Genomic DNA, 21,956 nt, shown 5'->3' with positions numbered 1-21,956 from the left:
TCGCCCCTTTGCTATTTGTAAAAGACTCCAAGAGTGTAGAAGTAAGGAATACTTTCTGCATGGGAGAACGACCATTTCGGCACATTTTCCCTAAAGTATTTCTCCCAGCCATTCTCAAATAGTTTCATGGTGCGATCACGGCGTTCACGGAACTGCAGGTAATTTTCGTATCGAGTCCAGCCATACAGGGTGTTGTTTGCTTTAACACGGCTTGCGTACTCTTCATCGTTTTCACCGAAACGTTGAGGTGAGGTAATAGCAGTACGTTTCAGATATTCATCTTGTGTTTCACCCACACCAATCCAGCGATTAATCCTGTCAAGACTGCGACCCAGAGGCCCACCCAGCCATTGAGTGAGCATCTTGTTGTCGTTCATAAAGAAGTCGAAAGTGAGGCTCGACGCCAGCGCGAATCCGAAGGTTTGGGCATAGCTAAACCCTGAAATAAGACCGTGGACGTATGCTCCGACTGTGGCTACCGGACCCAGCACCAGACTTGCGGTGGCCGAGGCCAGCGTTTTCACTTTTTGTGGTGTCGCCCGGTGCAGCAGTGGTACCTGAACCCCTTGTCCGGAACCTGTGGATTTCATTATTTCGGGCACCAGACGGGAAATGCTGCGATACATCTGAGGATTGGCGTTGTACTGTCTGGCAAACAGCATAGAGCCGGTTCTCAGCAGAATGACAGAGGAAGCGGCTTTACCCAATGGCATGGCCAGCCCGCCCACTTCAGAAACTTTTTCAATTCCGCTGTGGTAGACATATTGCCCGGTTCGGTCAAGATCAACACTGTAGCCTTCCAACCAGTGCTGGAAAGGTGCGAGCATCCGGTGCAGGTAATCACCCCGGTTGGTCAGATCCAGAAGATAAAGGAATGACATGTTCAAGAGAGACTGCTCAGCAGCCTGTCCGGCGGTACGGGTCGCCAGCATGGGTTTGTAGCTGGAGAAGTACCAGGTGACAGCCTGTACCAGAAAGGCTGAAGGTTTGACCCAGTACTCATTGATCTGCTGCTCAACCGCTGTGGTATGAACCTGCATCAATGTGCCATGGACAGCCTTGATCAGTTCTGATTCAGAGAGTCCGGCAGCATGCGCATAAGACGTCAGGGTATTCTGAATATTGGCCAGAAATGCTGCCGTCCTGCGGCCATTGTCAAAGGCAATATCGTCAAGAACATAGTTGGCGATAACAGCAGCTGCGTACTCTTTCATGCCGACAACAGACTCTTTCATAGCCACCGGGCCAGTTGCAGTCACAGCAGGAAAAGCACTCAGAATGAATTTCTCAACACCCTTGTCGGACAGCAGCCGGACAGCGGCCCTGAAGTGAGGCACATTGACACCCTGTTTGTAGCCAAGGAAGTGTTCAAATTCAGCCACTGTCTGATAACCATCAATTCCTCTGACGGTCTTTATGTAGTTCCAAAGTTCAACCTTATTGATCAGGCCTTCATGCAGCAGAGTTATGATCCTGTTAACGCTGGCAGAATGGGTAGTGAAGTCTTCCGGGAAGGTTTTCAGGTCATCCGGATCACGCCCGAGGTAGTGAATCGCTGATTTGCCCATGCCGAAAATTTCTTTGTCGTATTCTCGAGCCCCGGATCCCATCTCATTTCTGGCCCTGTGCACCAGCTTCTGGACTTCTTCCAGAGGGCAGCGAGGCTCGTCTTCTGAAGCGGGGCATTCCGGGAAGGTCGCCTTCATGTCCCTGAAGATTTGCACGATCCGACTGGTCTGATCAAACGTCAGTTTGTCTCCGACCAGTACCTGCAATCGAAGCGCTGCAAATTCCTCGTCAAAATCGTAAGTCGGAAGGTTGGGTATTGCCTTACCGTTCATTACGGCTAATTCGGCCAGACCAGTTGCAACTTGCAGGGCCTGTCGTTTGAGAGGGTGCTGCTGCATGAATGTTTGGATAGCGTGCAAAACTTCGGCCTGTTCCGGCGTGTACTGGAAGGAACCATCTTCAAGCAGCATGTATTTTGGGATGTCACAGTGAAATCTATCGCGAACTCTGGCCAGTCTTGTTGCTTTGTTATCCTCTTTGTTGACTTCGATTTTTAATATTTCTTCCAGTGTTTCCAGTACATCCAGAGCCTCCTGCTCTGCCTCCTCTACGGCTTTTGTTGTGTATGAATGAATTTTCTCAGAAATGGCGTTACGACGATGATACACATCGTCCTCGCTCTTAAGTCCATCCATTTTCAGGTTTTTTTCTACGGCAGTGAGTTTCTCAAGGGCTTCAGACATGATTTCAGGATGGGCTGGTCTTCGATCAATTTCTTCTTCCAGGTCTGCAATTGCCTTAAGTTGTTGATGCAGACCTTTTTTCTCGGCAGTTATTGTCTTGATTTTTTGAACCAGGCATTCCTGTTGAACGTCAATGTCTGCACTGCTATCAAAATCCTGAATCTCTAAATGTGCGGCAAGGGTTGCATAGCGGGCTTTTATTTCAGCCTCTGTTCTGGTGTGCTCTTGCTGAAGATGTGGTTGAACGAGCTGAGTTTTAACGACTGCCTGTCTGCATGTGTCATCAGTTTTCTCCAGGAGACGCCTGATTTGCTCATCCAGTGGCTGGGTTTCATCCAGGTCGTCTATGCCAGGTTCTATTGCCATTTTAGAGTGGCGAGCATTTATGGTCTTTATTCTGGCCTTAATAACTCTTTTCTCCAACGGAGGAATCCGTCTGACATCCTGCATAAGTTCCCGATGGAGGTTTCCCTGATCTCTCTGCTCATCAAGAACCCTTGCATATTTATCCTTGATTTCCTGGTAGAGTCGTCCCACTTCCAGTTTTTTCTCATCACTGGCATCAGCTTTATTCGATTCAATCTCCAACTTACGTTTGAAACGCAAGAGTATGGCTTTCTCGCTATCTAGTTCATCCAGCTTGCTGAACAACTTAATCATCTGTCTGTTTCTTTCGCCCAGGAGTTTGGAAAAAAAATGTGCGTCGTCGTATAAAGTGTTGAACTTTAATTTGGCGCCAACGGGTATATAATTCATAATCTTCCGAACAAAATGCTTGTTAATCAGAAGATCTCCAAGTGCGGGTTTGAAGCTGAAGTGTTTTGCGAGTTCATTGTGCATCCAGTTTGGTGTGACGACTGACAGAGCGACCCTGATGTGTTCCTGCGTGACTTGAAATTCGTTGATTCCATGTATTTCATCTGGAGTAGCGGTGGCTAATGCCAGATGGAGAGATTCATAGTATGCAAGCGCATGCATCGCCCGTTTATCTTTTTTTGAAAACGTCGTCGGTTGATCCTCGCTTTCTCCAGCATCGTGCTGCGCAGCAAACTCCTCCAGCATCGCCATTTGCCTGCTTCGAATGACGTACTGGTAGCTTTTGACCTTATAGGTTTTAACTGCTGTTAATATTGCAGAGGAGGGGGGAGTACCCTTAGCTTCTTGCCACAGGTCATAGAGGTTTTCTACAAAAGCGATATCATCGGGATTCAGCCTCTGAGTATGGAAAACTATCACCTCTCCCGGGGCTTCCGCTACTTCCAGTTTCGGATAACCCGCAGGCACAGGATAAGCCCGTGAGTGACCCTCGACGTGTACAACATATCCGACGGGTTTGCTGTCTGCCAACAGTTTATTAAGAGCCTGCTGCTGTAACTCTCCTCCCAGGACATGAACTTTGATATAAGCAGAGGTGGCTGCTGCCAGGAGAACATCATCATTGACAAAGAGTGACTGACTCAGGCGCTCCAGTTCAGGAGGCTGATCACCCCCTGAGACAAGACGCATAAAGGTACGCCCATTGACTTCAACCTTGTCTACTTCAATGGTGGCAAGGGTAGTATAGTCATCACTGGTGCCGAGGTTTCCTGCTCTCTCTTCGACAGCTTTCAGCAGTGCGAACAGTTGTCTGGGGCTGGCGATTTTCGTTATCGGTTCCAATGATTCCATGTCAGTCCATTGAGAACGAACGGCCCTGACTGAATCCCGATCGGTCATTCCGCCTCTGACTTCAATGACCAGTTCCTTTTCCTGGAGGTTATGGGTGAACCTGAAGATTCCCTCATCAACCAGCTTCAGGACTTTGGTGTATTTCAGGGCAGCGTTATTTTCATCTGTTTCAAACTGGTCAACGCTGGAAACGCGCCCGTCGAAATCAGAAAGAACGTCTGTAAAGCCTATAGCAGGAACAATATAGCCTGCGCTGACTCCAAACTGGTCAGGGTAGGTGGTGGTAAAAGATCCGGGTATTGGCTGCTGGTCATCACCTAAAGTTGGCCGGACCATGACCTCACTCTGGATAAACTCCACCTGTTCATTGGCTTGAATATCGACAGACCTTATTTGCAGCCTGCGATCGGCCAGTGCCTTTGGAGCAATGATGGAGGAGCTGACGGCAACGGCCACCAGAAGGCTGAATGCACTGGGGCAGGCATTTTTCATTCTACTGCCTCAGAGCTGGCTGGAAAGCCTGATTGGGGAGGTGTTTCTTTTCTCATGAAGGTGAACTTTTTTGTCATCGCCCTGTCGCCATTTGTAGAAGGCACCCAGAGTGTAGGAGTAAGGAATACTCTCTGCATGGGAGAACGACCATTTCGGCACATTCTTCCTGAAGTATTTCTCCCAGCCATTCTCGAACAGCTTCATGGTGCGATCACGGCGTTCACGGAACTGCAGATAATTTTCGTGTCGCGTCCAGCCATAAATCATGTCACTTGTCTTAAAACGATTTGCATATTCTTCATCGGTTTCATTAAAGCGTTGAGGCTTGGCAATAGCTGTACGTTTTACATATTCATCTGTCGTTTCACCCACGCCTCGCCAGCGATTAATCCTGTCAAGACTACGTCCCAGAGGCCCACCCAGCCATTGAGTGAGCATCTTGTTGTCGTTCATAAAGAAGTCGAAAGTGAGACTCGACGCCAGCGCGAATCCGAAGGTTTGGGCATAGGTGAATCCGTATACCAGACCATGGGCGTATGCTCCGACAGTGGCTACCGGACCCAGTACGAGTCCGGAAGCGGCAGAGGCCAGAGTTTTCACTTTTTGCGGTGTCACAGTTTGTAGCAGCGGTACCCGAACCCCTTGTCCGGAACCCATAGAATTGACTAGTTCGGGCACCAGACGAGAAATGCCGCGATACATCTGCGGGTTGGCGTTGTACTGACGGGCAAACAACATGGAGCCGGTTCTCAGCAGAATGACGGAGGAAGCGGCTTTACCCAATGGCATGGCCAGCCCGCCCACTTCAGAAATTTTTTCAATTTCGCTGTGGTAGGCATGTTGCCCGGTTCGGTCGAGATCAACACCATGGTGTTCCAGCCAGTGCTGGAAAGGTATGAGCATTCTGTGCGGGTAATCCCCCCGGTTGGTCAGATCCAGAAGATAGAGGAACGCCATGTTTGACAGGGACAGCGCGGTAGCCTGCCCGGCGGTTTGGGTCGCCAGCAGAGGTTTGTAGCTGGAGAAGTACCAGGTGACAGCCTGTACCAGAAAGGCTGAAGGTTTGACCCAGTAATCATCGATCTGATGCTCAACCGCTGCGGTATAAACCTGCATCAATGTGCCATGGATAGCCTTGATCAGTTCTGTTTCAGAGAGTCCGGCAGCATTGACATAAGGTGTCAGGGTATCCTGAACATTGCTCAGGAAAGCTGTCGTCCTGCGGCCATTGTCAAAGGCAATATCGTCAAGAACATAGTTGGCGATGACCGCAGCTGCGTACTCTTTCATGCCGGCAACCGTCTCTTTCACACCTGCCGGACCAGTTGCATGCACAGGAGCTAAGGCAATTAGTGCGAATTCATCAATACCCTTGTCGGAAAGCATCTGGACAACGGCCTTGAAGTGAGGCAGATTGACGTCGTGTTTGTAGCCAAGGAAATGTTCAAATTCGTCCACTGTCTGATAACCATCAATTCCTCTGACGGCCTTTATGTAGTTCCAAAGTTCAATCTTGCTGATCAGTCCTTCATGCAGCAGAGTCATGATCTTGTTACCACTGGCAGAATGGCTAGCGAAGTATTTTGGGAAGGTTTCCAGGTCATCCGTTTCACGCCCGAGGAAGTGAAGCGCTGATTTGCCCATGCCGAAAATTTCTTTGTCGTATTCTCGAGCCCCGGATCCCATCTCATTTCTGGCCCTGTGCACCAGTTTCTGGACTTCTTCCAGAGGGCAGCGAGGCTCGTCTTGTGAAGCGGGATATTCCGGGAAAGTCGTCTTCAGGTCCCTGAAGATTTGTACGATCTGACTGGTCTGATCAAACGTCAGTTTGTCTCCGACCATTAACTGCAAGCGAATCGCTGCAAATGCATCGTCAAAATCGTAAGTCGGAAGGTTGAGTATTGCCTTACCGTTCATTACGGCCAATTCGGCCAGACCATTTGCGATTTGCAGGGCCTGTCGTTTGAGAGGGTGCTGCTGCATGAATGTTTGGATAGCGTGCAAAACTTCTGCCTGTGCCGACGTGTACTGGAAGGAACCATCGTCATTTTTGACCTCTTCCACTGCAGCCTTCGGGGCTCGTTCTTCAGTGGCTACCTCTGGATCAGGAATGTATCGGGGTTCAGCTCCCGGAGCGATTTGTCTGTCAAGCTCATTCTCAATGACGGCAATACGCTCCTCAACCTCAGGCTGACCCAGCAGATCAACATTTCTATCCAGCCACCGGAGTTCTGTTTCAATGGGCTTTATGATTTCATCACCAAAGTAGTACTTGGTGTTCTTAATGTCGAGTTGACGAGCAATTTTATCGTATCCCTCTCTCGCGAGATCTTCATCGTGACAATAGTGGTCGAGGTGGTATACTTCTTCCTCTAATGCCCGAATACTGGCTTTTAGAGCATTCTTCTGGTCATTCAGGCTGGCACCTTTTTCAAATTCTACTTTTAGAGGCAAAGCCAGCTCAGCAGCAGCCTCCCTGCCTCTTTTTATAGCAGCAGGGTTTTCACTCTTGTCGATGTTCAGCTCGTTCTCTAAAGCTTCAAGCATCCTTATCTGTTGTTTTAAGACACGCTCATCCGGATCCGGGGTTTCGACATTAATGTCAAGAAAATCTACAAGGTTCCAGACTCTTACTTTCTCTACTTTGCTCCAGGTCATGCGTATTTTCCAGATGAAACCTTCCACCTCACGCAGCAAGTATTTTGGGATGCAGCTACGAAGCACACTCTGAACTTCGGCAAGTCTTGTTGCTTTGTTATCATCTCTGTTGGCTTTGATTTTTAATATTTCTTCCAGTGTTTCCACTATATGCAGAGCCTCCTCCTCTGCCACCTCTATGGCTTTTGTTGTGTATGAGTGAATTTTCTCAGAAATGGCGTTACGACGCTGATACACATTCTCCTCGCTGTTGTCCTCGCCCTTCAGGTCGTCCATCTTCAGGGTTTTTTCCACGGCTCTCAGTTTCATGAGTACTTCAGGCCTGACCCTGGGGTGGTCTGGTGTTCGATCTCTTTCAGCGCCTGCGCTGGTGCTCTGTTGCTGAAGAAGTTGTTCGGCGATCTCAGTTTTTTGTTGTTTAATGTGTAGATGTTGAAGTTGATGCTCGAGATCTTGTTCCTGGGCCCAGGCACATTTCAGCCAAAGGAGCTTCCGAATGTTACCCTGGCGGGCCTGGGGTCCATCTTTTTCATCTGGAACCAGACCGAGCTGACCTTCAACGACAGCCAGTTTATCCCGAAATATCTCATCGCTCTGGCCTGCCTGTTTTTGCAGATGCTTTAGAATGAACTCAGAGCGGCCACTCAGGTCGTTTTCATCGTATGGAACAATGTCGAGCTGGCTCTCAATCGCTGCCAGCGTTTCTTTATAAGGCTGTTCCCGAAACGGTTTTTTTGCCGCCACCGAATGGAGCTCAAACCATCTCTTGCTGAACAGTCTGACTTTTTCTTCCATTCGCCGGGTATCATCCCAGATATCAGTATCCAGTATTGCTGCGGCAAGGGCGTGGCGTGCTTTTGTGGTATCTGCTATGGCATCACTGAACTGTTCTTCCAGCCACGGGATTTGCTTGATATCCTGCCGAAATTCATGAACCGTGTTTTTCAACACCCGGAACAATTTACGAAGCTCTTTAAACTCAGCCGCAAATTTCTGTCTGATCAGTTCTACTTTCAGTTTATCCTCACCACTGTCAGTGGCACTTGCCATTGTAATGTCATCTGATGTTTTGACTGCTCTGGCGAATTCGGGCACGTTTGCCAGCCGTTTTTCTTGCGTGTTAACCATCTCAAGCAACTGTTCGCTGATGTCATCCTTGACTTTGGAGGAAAACTTTGTTTTTTCGCCAGCACCAAAGTCATCTATCACGTCGGTGTCGTAGGGTATGAGTTTCTGAATATTCCGAATACTCTGAACAAAATTATGGTTAGTCAGAAGATTATTAAGTAAGGGTTTAAAGCTGAAGTTTTTTATCAGTTGAAACTGCAGCCAGGTGGGCGTGATGACTGATGTAGCGGCTCTGATGTGATCTGTTGTGAACTCAAATTCACAGGTTTTATCTGGAGCAGCACTGGTTAATGCCTGCAGAAGAGATTCATAGTAGCCAAGTTTCAGCAGCTTATCATCACCAAGCCTGGCATCGTGCTGTGCAGCCAGGTCAGCAGCGAACTCCTCCAGCAGCGCCATCTGCCTGCTTCTGATGATGTGCTGGTAGTCTTTGACCTTGTATGTTATCACCTTTGCAGGGAGTTCTTTAAATCGATATTCTTCCCGGATGCCAGAGTAGTGGCCTTCCACAAAAGCGATATCGGTTGGATTCTGTTTCTGACCACGGAAAACAATAATCTCTTCCGAAGCCTGTTCCACTTCCAGCTTTGGATAATCAGTAGGCACAGGATAAGCCAGTGTGTCATCTTCGACGTGTACAACGTAGCCGACGGGTCTATGGTATGACAACAGACTGGCCAGGGCTGCGTGGTGTGCTTTTTTCCCCAGAACATGAACCTGGGTGTAGGCAGAGGTGGCTGCTGCCAGAAGCACCTCATCATTGACAAAGAGCGATTGCCCCAGGCGCTGGAGATCAGGAGGTTGATCGCCTGCAGCGATAAGACGCATAAAGGTGCGCCCTTTCACTTCAACCGGGTCTACTTCAATGGTAACGAGGTCAACATAGTCATCAGTTTCACCAAGGTTTCCTGCTTTTTTATATGCACCTTTCATTATTCCGACGAATTGTTTGGTAGTGGCAATTTTCGTTGCAGGTTCTAATGGTTGGATGTCACCTGATTGGGCACGAACAGCTTCAATTGAAGCCTGATCGGTCATTCCTTCCCTGACTTCAATGACCAGCTTACTTTCTGCAAGGTTATGGATGAACCTGAAGACGCTCTCATCACCCACTTTCAGGATTTTGGTGTATTTTTGAGCAACGCCATTGTCGTCTGTTTCAAAAATATCAACACTGTAAACGCTGCCACCAATGTCGGCAATAACGTCGGTGAAGCCTTCGTGAATAACCTTGATGCCATCCATGATCTGAACCTCAATCTGGTCAAGGTAAGTGGTTGTACAGGATTTGGGTATGGGTTGCCGGTCATGACCTGAAGTTGGCTGAACTATGACCTCAGTCTGGGTAAACCCTGTTTGTCCATTGCCCGGAATATCAATAGATCTTGTCAGCAGCCTGCGATCGGCCAGTGCCTGTGTACTCATGATGGAAGCGCTGATTGCAAAGGCCACTGCAAGGCTCAATGCATTGGGACAGGCATTTTTCATTCTACTGCCTCAGAGCTGGCTGGAAAGCCTGATTGGGGAGGCGCTTCTTTTATCATGAACGTGAGATTTTTTATCATCACCCTGTCGCCATTTGTAAAAAGCTCCCAAAGTGTAGGAGTATGGGATACTTTCTGCATGGGAAAACGACCATTTCGGCACATTTTCCCTGAAGTATTTCTCCCAGCCATTGTCAAATAGTTTCATGGTGCGATCACGGCGTTCACGGAACTGCAGATAATGTTCGTGTCGAGTCCAGCCATACATTGTGTTGTTTGCTTTAACACGGTTTGTGTAGGCTTCATCGTTTTCACTGAAACCTTGAGGTGTGGCAATCGTCGTACGTTTCAGATATTCATCTTGCGTTTCACCGGCACCCATCCAGCGATTCATCTTGTCAAGACTGCGACCCAGAGGTCCACCCAGCCATTGAGTGAGCAGCTTGTTGTCGTTCATCAAGAAGTCGAAAGTGAGACCCGACGCCAGAGCGAATCCGAAGCTTTGGGCATAAGTAAATCCGGATATAAGGCCGTGGGCGTACGCTCCGAACGTGGCTACCGGTCCCAGCACCAGACCGGCTGTGGCCGAGGCCAGCGTTTTCACTTTTTGTGGTGTCGCCCGGTGCAGCAGCGGTACCTGAACCCCTTGCCCGGAACCCATGGATTTCACTATTTCGGGCACCAGACGGGAAATGCTGCGATACATCTGCGGGTTGGCGTTGTACTGTCTGGCAAACAGCATGGAGCCGGTTCTCAGCAGAATGACAGAGGAAGCGGCTTTACCTAATGGCATGGCCAGCCCGCCCACTTCAGAAACTTTTTCAATTCCGCTGTGGTAGGCATATTGCCCGGTTCGGTCAGGATCAACACCGTAGCCTTCCAACCAGTGCTGGAAAGGTGTGAGCATCCGGTGCAGGTAATCACCCCGGTTGGTCAGATCCAGAAGATAGAGGAACGACATGTTCAAGAGAGACTGCTCGGCGGCCTGCAGTGAAGTGTGGGTCACCAGCAGAGGTTTGTAGCTGGAGTAATACCAGGTGACGGCCTGTACGAGAAAGGCTGAAGGTTTGCCCCAGTATTCATTGAACTGATACTCAACCACTGCAGCATGCGCCTGCATCAAAGTGCCATGGACAGCCTTGAGCAGTTCTGATTCAGAGAGTCCGGCAGCATTGGCATAAGGTGTCAGGGTCTCCTGAGCATTGGCCAGAAAGGCTGCCGTCCTGTGGCCATTGTCAAAGGCAATATCGTCAAGAACATAGTTGGCGATGACCGCTGCTGCGTACTCCTTCATGCCGGCAAGCGACTCTTTCATAGCTGCCGGGTCGGTCGCAGTCACGGTCACAGGAGTAAAGGCACTCTGCATGAATTCCTCAGCTCCCTTGTCGGACAGCATCCGGACAGCACTCTTGAAGTGAGGCACATTGACACCCTGTTTGTAGCCAAGAAAGTGCTCAAATTCATCCACTGTCTGATAACCGTCGACACCTCTGACGGCCTTCATGTAGTTCCCAAGTTCAGCCTTGCTGATCAGTCCTTCACGCAGCAAAGCGATGATCTTGTTGCCACTGGCAGAATGGCTGGCGAAGTATTCCGGGAAGCTTTTCAGAACGCCTCGCAGATGCTCGACAAAGTCAATGCCTGCTGAGCCCATGCTGCGAATTCTGTTGTCGTATTCTTTTGCCCCTCTTCCTATCCCGTGACTGGCCCAGCAAGTCAGCCGCAGGACTTTATAAGTGACACTCAGAGGCAGATGATTTTCCGGAGGCTCGAAAGGAGGTTCAGGAAAGGTCGTTTTCAGATTTTTGAAAACTTCCACAACCCAACTGGCCTGTGCAAACGTCAGCTTGTCCCCGACCATTGCTCGCAAGCCAATGGGAGCAAATTCGTCGTCAAAATCGATAATTGGAAAGTAGGGTATTTCCTTACCGTTTTCTAATGCTAATTCTGCCAGGCCATTTGCGACTTGCAGAGCCAGTTGTTTGAGAGGGTGCTGTTGCGCGAATATGTGAAGATCGTTGAGAGTTTCTGCCTGTATCGGCGTGTACTGGAAGGGACCGCCATCATCTTCGACGGCTTTTTCGGCAGCCTTCAGGGCTGTTTTCATTTTCTTAATGTCTGCTTTACTGCCTTCATCCTGAGCCTCAGGACTGACCTGTTCCTTAGCCGCCAACAGTTCACTTTCAGCTTCTTTTATTTTTCGCCTGGCTATGGCTACCTCACGGTCAAGAGCGTATCGGGGCTTGGGTTTCGGGAGCAGAGCCATGTACCTGTCAAGCTCATTTTCAATAGCTGTGATACGCTCATTAACGGTAGAGCTGCCCGCCTTGAACACTTCTTCATCCAGCTGCAGGAGTTTTGCTTCAATCAAACTGTTCTGGTCGCGGATAGTGGCATCTTCTTTGTAATCCTTAATAGCGAGCTGACAGGCCATTTCATTGTTCCTGGCTCTTTTGATACTTTCATCCTGATAGACTTCGTTGAGTTCATCAATTAATCCCCAAATTTTGCCTGTCAGGGCATCCTTCTGTTCAAGCAGGAAGGCATCTTCTTCAAATGCCACATCCAGATCACTGGCCAGTCTGGCAGTGAAGGCCTTGCCCCTTTTGTTGGCAGCATGGCTTTCACAACGGAAGAAGATATTCAGCTCATGCTCTATGGCTGCAAGCAGTTTTTTCTGTTGTTCATTGCTATGTATATCCAGATACCAATCTTCAACTTTATAGGCCAGACTCGCACCGAGCTTCCTGAGTTTGAGAGCCCTCTCGTCCAGCACTGCGCTGTCTTGTTTCCAGAGGGTTTGATCTATCAGATCCAGAGTCTCCTCTGAGGGATCACCGCCCTCAAGTATGCTATGAACCAGAGCCACTCTTGCTGCTCTGCCGTGCCCTTCATTCAATGTGAGGGTCAGTATTGATTCTACAGCTTCCAGCAGCTGGATCTGTTGCTCTGTGGCTAGCTTATTCGGAGCCGGGGCTTCGATTTTATAATGAAGATGTGCAAGGACTCTTCTGAGTTTGATATCCCTCTCGTCACGAGCTTTGCCATTGTACGTCCAAAGGCTAATGTCTATATCATTCAGAATGTCATCTGAGTGATTTTCGGTGTCAAGTTTCCTGAAAACCCTGATGAATCTTGCCATTTTGTCATCGTCTTTGTTGACGTTGAGGTTGAGTGTTTGTTCTGCGAATTCCAGTAGATCCAGGGCTTCTTTCTCTGCCTGATATCTGGCTTTTCTGATAAGTCTGTCCATGTCTTGAGAAATATCACTGCGACGGAGATAGATATCGAACTCTTTTTTATTACAGGGGAAAGCTATCTCTAATTCCAGAGCTTCTTCCACGTCACTCACTGTCTTCAGGACCAGGGCTTCACGCATGGCTTTGGGATGGCCTGTTCCTGCTTGGGCAGCCGCTGTGCCGATTTCATGAATTTTCTGTCTAATGAGTCTGAATTGTTCTTCTGTTGGCTGGTCATCATCCCGGTTATCAATACCAAGATCTTCTGCCAGTTGAGCGTTGTAAGCTTTTCTGGCGTTTTCTCCGGCATCAATAACTTCTTGCTCCAGCTCTGAAATTCGTGCAAGTTCCCGCTGAAGTTTCTGTGACTGGTCTTGCAGTGTTTTCGTCATTGTACGCATCTGGGCAATCTCATCCTCAAACCGTTGTTTGAGTTGAAGGCTATCGGTATAAGCTCTCTCGACTTTGAGCTTTAACTGGTCTCGAACCTCAATGAGTTTGCCTTCTGTTGCCAGATTGAGCTTTAACTGGTCTCGAACCTCAATGAGTTTGCCTTCTGTTGCCAGATGCTTTTCCAGCAGGAGCTCCCTTTCAACCAACTGCCCGGCCATGTCGCTCAGAATTTTGGCCATAAACGGGTCATCGTGAAACATTTTGGTCAGTGGTTCAGCGAGATTGGGTACAAGATTCAGCATACCCTGAACATAAAGCTGTTTAGTCAGAAAATGTCTCAGTACGGGTTTGAAACTGAAGTGTTTTGCCAGCTGAATCTGCTGCCAGGTTGGCGTGATGGCGTACGAAGCGACTCTGATGTGTTCCAGTGTGAGTTCAAATGTATCGCTTCCATACATTTCATCAGGAGTAGCACTGGCCAATGCCTGCATGAGATATTCATAGTATGAAAGCGCATGCATCTCCCGTCTATCTTTGTCTGCCAGTATCGTTGATGGGTATTTGCTGGTGCCAGGGTACCTCACAATAAGCCCCTCCAGCACTGTCATCTGTTTGCTTCGAAGGACGTACTGGTAGCTTTTGACTTTATGTTTCATAACCTTTGTTGCTGCTGCCGATGCCGCCGCCGGCGTGGGGTTATTAAGCTCAGCTTCTTTCCAGAGGTTATGGAGGCTTTCTACAAAAACGACATCTTGCGGATCCTGCATCTGACCATGAAAAACAATAACCTCCCCAGGAGTTTCTTTAACTTCCAGCCTTGAATAACCCGGAGGCACATGAAAAATCTGTTTGTCATCCTCGACGTGGACAACAAACCCGACGGGTTTGCTGAGTGCCAAGAGTTCATTAAGCGCCTGCTGTTGTAACTCCTCTCCCAGGACATGAACCCGGATATAGGCAGAGGTGGCTGCTGCCAGGAGAACATCATCATTGACAAAGACTGTTTGACCCAGACGTTGCAAGTCAGGGGGCTGGTCGCCTGCAGCGATAAGACGCATGAAGGTACGTCCTTCCACTGCAACTTTTTCTACTTCAACGGTGGCAAGGGGAACATAGTGATCACTTTCGCCGAGCTGTCCTTTCAGGGTATCGACACTGTTCAGCACCTCAGCCAGTTCTCTGGAGCTGGCGATTTTCGTCAGCGGTTCTAATGACAGGCTGCAAGATGATTGACTGCGAACCACCTCAATGGAATCCTGATCGGTCATTCTGCTTCTGACTTCAATGGCCAGTTTCTCTTGTTTAAGGTCATGGGTGAACCTGAAGAGTCCCTCATCACCCACTTTCAGGACTTTGGTGTATTTTCGGGCAACACCATTTTTGCCTGTTTCAAACACATCAATAATGGAAACGTCACCATCGGCATCAGCAAGAGCTTCCGAAAAGCCCACAGAATTAAAGTGATGGCTCAGCCTGTCACGAGGCTGAGCAGGGTAGGTGGTCGTGAAGGATTTGGGTACGGGTTGCTGATCATTCCCCAATGTTGGCTGGACGTTGACCTCACTCAGGGTAATCTCCACATGTCCATTACCCGGAATATCGGCAGCTTTTATCTGCAACTTTCGATCGGCTAGTGCCTGAGCACCAATAAGGGTAGAGCTGATTGCAACAGCCACTGCGAGGCTTAATGCATTGGGACGGGCATTTGTCATTCTACTGCCTCAGAGCTGGGTAGAAAGCCTGATTAAGGGGTTTTCTCTTATAAGTACCTAACCAGTTGGTTTCGCATATTCTGGACGGCGGCTTTTTCCATCCTTCTGCGTTCCAACTCTGGTTGCGTAGCTATGGCTACGCGCCCGCCGTTGCGCCTTGAAGGATGAAAAAATCCACTCGCCAGAATATGCGAAACCAACTGGCCAGGTACTTAGTGACTCTTAACTTTTCCATTGTCGCTCATTTGTTATTTGTAGAAGGCTCCCAGAGTGTAGGAGTAAGGAATGCTTTCTGCATGGGAAAACGACCATTTCGGCACATTTTCCCTGAAGTATTTCTCCCAGCTATTCTCAAATAGTTTCATGGTGCGATCACGACGTTCACGAAACTGCAGATAATGTTCGTGTCGAGTCCAGCCATAGATTGTGTTGTTTGCCTTAACACGGCTTGAGTAGTCTTCATCGTTTTCACTGAAACCTTGAGGTGTGGCAATAGTCGTACGTTTTAGATATTCATCTTGCTTTTCACCCGCACCAATCCAGCGATTCATCTTGTCAAGATTACGACCCAGAGGCCCACCCAGCCATTGAGTGAGCAGCTTGTTGTCGTTCATGAAGAAGTCGAAAGTGAGACCCGATGCCAGAGCGAATCCGAAGCTTTGGGCATAGGTAAACCCAGATATAAGGCCATGGGCGTATGCTCCGGCGGTGGCTACCGGACCCAGCACCAGACCGGCTGTGGCCGAGGCCAGCGTTTTCACTTTTTGTGGTGTCGCCCGGTGCAGCAGCGGTACCTGAATCCCTTGCCCGGAACCCATGGATTTCACCATTTCGGGCAGCAGACGGGAAATGCTGCGATACATCTGAGGATTGGCGTTGTACTGTCTGGCAAACAACATGCAGCCGGTTCTCAGCAGAATGACGGAGGAAGCGGCTTTACCCAATGGCATGGCCAGCCCGCCCACTTCAGAAACTTTTTCAATTCCCCTGTGGTAGGCATATTGCCGGGTTCGGTCAGGATCAGGACCAAAGCGTTCCAGCCAGTGCTGGAAAGGTGTGAGCATTCTGTGTAGATAATCACCCCTGTTGGTCAGATCCAGGAGATAGAGAAATGACATGTTGGTGAGGGAAAGCCCGGCAGCCTGTGCGGCGGTATGGGTCGTCAGCAGAGGTTTGTAACTGGAGAAGTACCAAGTGACAGCCTGTGCCAGAAAGGCTGAAGGCTTGACCCAGTATGCATTGAGCTGATACTCAACCACTGCAGCATGAGCCTGCATCAATGTGCCATGGATAGCCCTGATCAGTTCTGATTCAGAGAGTCCGGCAGCGACGGTATAAGGTGTCAGGGTATCCTGAACATTGGTCAGAAAGGCTGCCGTCCTGTGGCCATTGTCAAAGGCAATATCGTCAAGAACGAAGTTGGCAATGACCGCAGCTCCATACTCTTTCATGCCGACAATGGACTCCTTCATAGCTGTCGGGCCAGTTGCAGTCACGGACACTGGTGCAAAGGCACTCTGGAAGAATTCCTCAACACCCTTGTCAGACAGCATCCTTACAACAGCTTTGAAATGAGGCACATTGACGCCGTGTTTGTAGCCAAGGAAATGTTCAAATTGATCTACTGTCTGATAACCGTCGACATCTCTGAAGACTTTTATGTAATTCTCAAGTTCAATCTTGCTGACCAGATCTTCACGCAGCAAAGCGATGATCTTGTTACCACTGGCAGAACGGCTAGCGAAGTATTCCGGGAAGCTTTTCAGGTCCCTCGATTCAAGCTCGACGAAGTGCATGGCTGTTTTGCCCATGCTGAGAATTTCGTCGTCGTATTGAAGTGCCCCTTTTTTCATCTCATTCCTGGCCTTGTGCACAAGCCTGAGGATTTTTTTCAGGTTGCTCCGAGGCAGACCTTCTGGAGGCTCGAAAGGGGGTTCCGGGAAGGTCTTTCTGAGTCTCTTGAAAACCTCCACAACCGGACTGGCCTGTTTAAACGTCAGTGTGTCTCCGACCATTGCCTGCATGCGAATCGATGCAAATTCATCGTCAAAATCCAAACCCGGAAGGCAGGAGATTGTGTTACCGCTTTCTACTGCCAATTCTGCCAGACCCAGCGTGACTTCCAGAGCTTGTTTTTTGAGAGAGTGCTGCTGAACGAAGGCGACCATCTCTTCCCTGACTATTGCCTGTCTCGGTGTGTACTGGAAGGGACCTCCGTCATTTTTTACAGCTTGCTCTGCAGCATCCAGGACCAGCTTTATCCTCTCAATGCCTGCTTCCCTGGTTTCAATTTCACCTTCCAGTCGGGTCCGCTCCTGAAGCAGTTGCTGGATCTTGCCGCCATTACCATCATCCCCGCCGAGGCTGGTCTGACACTCTTCCATTACCTCATTGAGAGCCGTGCCCTGTTCATCCGGGCTATGTTGGAGGTCAGCGCGTCTTTCCGTAAACAACAAGTGTTGGCCTTGAAGCCTATTCAGTTTGCGATGAAAACCTGTCAGCTCACTTTCAGCTTCTGCCAATGCTTGTCTGGCCCTGGCCAGCTCACGATCAAGAACGTATCGGGGTTTAGGTCCCAGGCGTGCCAGTAGCTTGTCCAGCTCATTCTCAATGACTGCAATATGCTCACTAACGTCAGGCTGATCCGTATTGAAAACTTCTTCATCAGCAGTAGAGCTTTCGCTCATGCCAATGTTCAGCTTGTGCCTTACAAATTTTAGCACCGCTTTTTGTTGTTCTATGGCTCGCTCATCTACATCTTCGACGTAAAAAGTTAGACGCTCCTGAAGCCTCTCAAGTTTTAATTCCCTACTTTCGTACGTAGGTGAGATATCATGTTTCCAGAGGCAATAGTCTATATCATGCAGCATTTTTTCGGTGACATCATCGCCCTCAAGTTTGCTACGAACCCTGTCAAGTCTTTCTGCGTTGCCATCACCTTCATTGACCTTGATCTTGATTATTTCTTCTACGGTTTGCAACATATGCAGCGCTTCTTCCTCTTCATTCAGCCTCACTTCTGTGATGTATATTTGAATTCTTTCAGAAGTTGCGTGACGAAGGTAATACACGTCGTCCTCTCTATAAATATCGTCCATCTTTTTACAGCGGTAGTGTTTTTGCATCTTGTGATAGAGGTAGAGGTTAAACATCTTCAGGGCTTTTTCCACGGCAGCCAGTCTTTGAAGCACCACAGGCATGGCTTTGGGGTGGCCGGGTGTTCTGATGTCTTCCAGTAATTCTTTCAAATCTGCAAGACGGTCGTTTTGCTGAACGTCAGTGTCTGCTTTCCTGTCTTCAATCTCACCTTCCAGACGGTACTTTTCCTGAATCAGTGGCTGGACCTTGCCGCCAGTATCATCATGACTGCCCATTTGTAACTGTCTGTTTCTCAGGGCATCAACCCGTTGTTCATCAGTGTCGGTGGGTTCTGGCTTCAGATCCGCAGCTTTTTTTGGTCCCAGGGGTGCCATTTGCCTGTCAAGCTCATCCTCGATGGCTTGGATACGCCCACTAACATCAAGCTGGCCTGCTTTGTAAATCTCAGAACCGACCCGTATGAGTTTATCTATAAGTAGACGGACCTGTTCGTCAATAGTGGCATCATTCTGATAGCCCTCAATTTTGAATCGACGGGCTATTTCATTGTTTATTTCTCTTTTGATACTTTCATCTTCATAGGTTCCGCGTACTACAGCCAATAATTCCCAGGCTACGGTTTTCAGAATTTGCTGCTTCTCAGACAGGCTGATATCTTTTTCAAACTCTACCTGCAGATCATTGGCCAGTTCAGTAGTAAAAGCTTTGCTTTTTTCTATAGCGGCAAGGCTTCTACGAGGGTCGATCTCCAGCTCCCATTCTACGTTCGCAAGATAAGATGACTGTAATTCCTTGACTCGCTCTTCCGATACCTCAACCAGAGACCTGAGGCGCGGATGGATCGATTTGAGTCTGAAATCCCTTCCTCTCTGGTCATCCCGGGTTGTGCCGTAATCCCCCCAGAGGATCTTCTCCATCTCATCCAGGTCGTAAGCTGAGATATCATCGCCATCAAGTCTTTTATGAATCCTCTCAAGTCTTGCTGCTTTGCCATCACCTTCATTGCTGTCGATGTTGAATAATTTTTCTGAGGCTTCCAGTACCATCAGCGCGTTTTCCTCCAGGCGTTCTCTGGCTGCTATGATGTATTTCTGAATGCCTTCGGAGATGATCTGGCGATGAAGACAAACGTCGTCCTCCTCATTGAGGCGGTCGTCCTCAAGGACTCTTTCCACTTTTTTCAGTAAGCTGAGTATTTCTGGCCTGGTTTTGGGAGCCAGTGTTCGATCCATTATTTTTTTCAGCCTTGTAAGCTCGTAAAGCGTCATATTTATTGCCAGTTCCATGGCGTCGAGCTCTTCAGCTGTGGTGTTATCATTCAGCTCAACACCAAGAGTAGCTACCAGAACATCTTCATCGCCAGAGTTATAGATGTTGCGATGATCGCTGCTTCTCTGAACTCTCTGAGGCGGCTGTTCCTGCTGAGCATTCATTGTCTCAAGTTGTTGACGCAGACGTGCTTTTTCATCATTCATCGTCTTGATTTTTTGAATCAGGCTTTCATGTTGAACGAAAACATCCGCATCCTTGTCAAAATCCTGAATGTGTAAACGTGCGGCAATGGTCGCATGCTGGGATTTGATTTCAGCTTCTCTTGTAGTATCTGTTCTGAAGCTTCGTTGCTGAAAATTTTGTTGGGCGACCTGAGCTTCTTCTTCCGCAGGGTGTTGTTGAATGGCTTGGTCAGGGGCTTCCAGATCAGCTTCGTTGACGGGGTCCTGACTGATCTGTTCAGCTCTGTGCTGGTCCAACACAGCGGATGATTCTGCTTTTTCTTGCAGATGCTTTTGAATGGACTTAAAGCGGTCAAACAGATCGTTTTCATTGACCGGAGTAATACCGAGCTGGTCTTCAATGGTGGTCAGTTTTGCTTTTACGACGTCTATATTTGACTCTTCTCTTGTCCCGGATGACGTTACCACTGCCTGCAGCAGTTCATAAAATTCTTTTACGTTGACTCTGGCTTTTTCTCCTTCTGTTTTGGCAACATCAACCTCTTGTTTCAGCCATATAACTTGACTGACTTCACGCCGAATTATCTGATTCTGATTTTCCAGATGTTTCAGCCGTATTCTGAGCAGTTCAAGCCTGTCGTCAAAACGGTGCTTTTCTCTCAGCTTTTCCTGACCATTATGAACAGCAATAGCCATTGTTTCTTTGACTTGTTCATTTGCGCGAAGTAATTTTTCATTTAGCTCGCCGAGTTTAGCCTCTTTTGCCCGCAGCTTCGCCAGATTGTTGTAAAACTCAAGCAGCTGTCTGGTCATCATATCGCTCATGACTTTGGAAGCAAACTTTTCGTTTCCCTCAGAAGTATCGATCTGCGCCTGGTTGATATTGCTGATAGTGGGTATCACATTATGAATGTTCTGCATAAATTGCGCGTTAATCAGAAGGTTCCTGAATACGGGTTGGAAACCGAAGTTTTTTACCAGTTGATTATGCATCCAGGTCGGCGTGATGACTGACGAAACGATTCTGATGTGTTTCAGGGTGAACTCAACTTCGTCTGTTCCATGTGCTCTATTTGTAATGACAGTGTTCAATGCCTGTTGCAGAGATTCATAATATAAAAGCGCAAACGTCGACATTTTATCTTCAATTGAAATGGTCGTCGGTTGATCCGTGTTAACGCCGGAATCGAGCCGCGCAATAAACTTCTCCAGCAGTTCCATCTGCCTGCTTCGAATGATGTACAGGTAGCTTTTGAAATTATCTTTTTTAACTTGTGTTGTTAATGCCGGGGCGGGGCTCTTAATTTCTAACCAGCGTTTATGGAGGCTCTCTACAAAAGCAATATCATGGGGATTCTGCACCTGACCATAGAAAACAATAATCTCTCCCGGAGCTTCCTTTACTTTCAGCATTGGATAACCCGCAGGCACAGGATAAACCTGTTTGTTATCCTCGACATTGACAACATATCCGACGGGTTTGCTGTATGCCAATAGCTCATTAAGAGCCTGCTGTTGTATATCTTGTCCCAGGATATGAACCTGAATATAGGCAGAGGTGGCTGCTGCCAGGAGAGCCTCATCATTGACAAAGAGTGATTGACCCAGACGTTGCAGTTCAGGGGGCTGTTCGCTTGAAGCGATAAGGCTCATGAAGGTACGTCCATTCACTTCAACTTTTTCTATTTCAATGGTGGCAAGGGCTACATAGTGATCACTTGTTCCGAGGTTTCCTGCTCTGTTACTGGCAGCTTTCAGTACTCCAGCCAGTTGTCGGGGGCTGGCGACTTTCGTTAACGGTTCCAGTGATTGAATGCCAACTAATTGATCACGAACAGCCGCAACTGAATCCTGATCGGTCATTCCGCCTCTGATTTCAATGACCAGTTCCTTTTCTTCAAGGTTATGAGTGAACCTGAAAACACCCTCATCTGCCACCTTCAGGACTTTAGTGTATTTCACAGCAACGTCCTTCTCACCTGTTTCAAACAGCTCAACACTGGAAACGCCACCATCAACACCAGCAAGAGCGTTAGTAAAGCCCCTGGTATGAGCGAAAGAACTCATTTTGACTGTCTGATCAGGGTAGGTGGTTGTAAAGGAATTGGGTACTGGCTGCTGGTCATCGCCTAACGTTGGCTGAACTATGACTTCACTCTGGGTAAATTCCACTTGTCCACTGCAACGAATATCGATAGATTTTGTCTGCAGTTTGCGATCTGTCACAGCCTGTGTGCCAAGGATGGAAGAGCAGATTGCAACGGCCACCGCAAGGCGTAATGCATTCGGGCGAGCATTTGTCATTCTACTACCTCAGAGCTGAGTACTTTTATGACTATGAAAAGCGATGGCCACACCCGGCGGGAAGCAGCTTTTA

The 21,956-nt window shown here is 48.4% G+C and carries 4 protein-coding genes; all 4 read right to left on the bottom strand.

The window, feature by feature from the left end:
* Window positions 1-11 precede the first annotated feature (11 nt).
* Window positions 12-4,412, bottom strand: a complete 4,401-nt coding sequence (locus tag ACO6VG_RS23975) for a hypothetical protein (protein ID WP_422475969.1) — start codon at window positions 4,410-4,412, stop codon at window positions 12-14.
* A gap of 9 nt (window positions 4,413-4,421) precedes the next feature.
* Window positions 4,422-9,686 carry a hypothetical protein gene (locus tag ACO6VG_RS23970; RefSeq protein ID WP_422475967.1) on the bottom strand — a complete coding sequence of 1,755 codons (5,265 nt, stop codon included), beginning with the start codon at window positions 9,684-9,686 and terminating at the stop codon, window positions 4,422-4,424.
* A gap of 9 nt (window positions 9,687-9,695) precedes the next feature.
* On the bottom strand, window positions 9,696-15,026 hold the full coding sequence (locus tag ACO6VG_RS23965; protein ID WP_422475965.1) for a hypothetical protein: 5,331 nt from the start codon (window positions 15,024-15,026) through the stop codon (window positions 9,696-9,698).
* Between the two features lie 248 nt (window positions 15,027-15,274).
* On the bottom strand, window positions 15,275-21,883 hold the full coding sequence (locus ACO6VG_RS23960) for a hypothetical protein (RefSeq protein ID WP_422475963.1): 6,609 nt from the start codon (window positions 21,881-21,883) through the stop codon (window positions 15,275-15,277).
* Between the last annotated feature and the right edge of the window lie 73 nt (window positions 21,884-21,956).

The sequence above is a fragment of the Endozoicomonas sp. ALB032 genome, from assembly GCF_049310125.1.
GTDB lineage: Bacteria > Pseudomonadota > Gammaproteobacteria > Pseudomonadales > Endozoicomonadaceae > Endozoicomonas_A.
The sequence above is the reverse complement of the archived record's forward strand: the minus strand, read 5'-3'. Positions and strand labels throughout refer to the sequence as shown.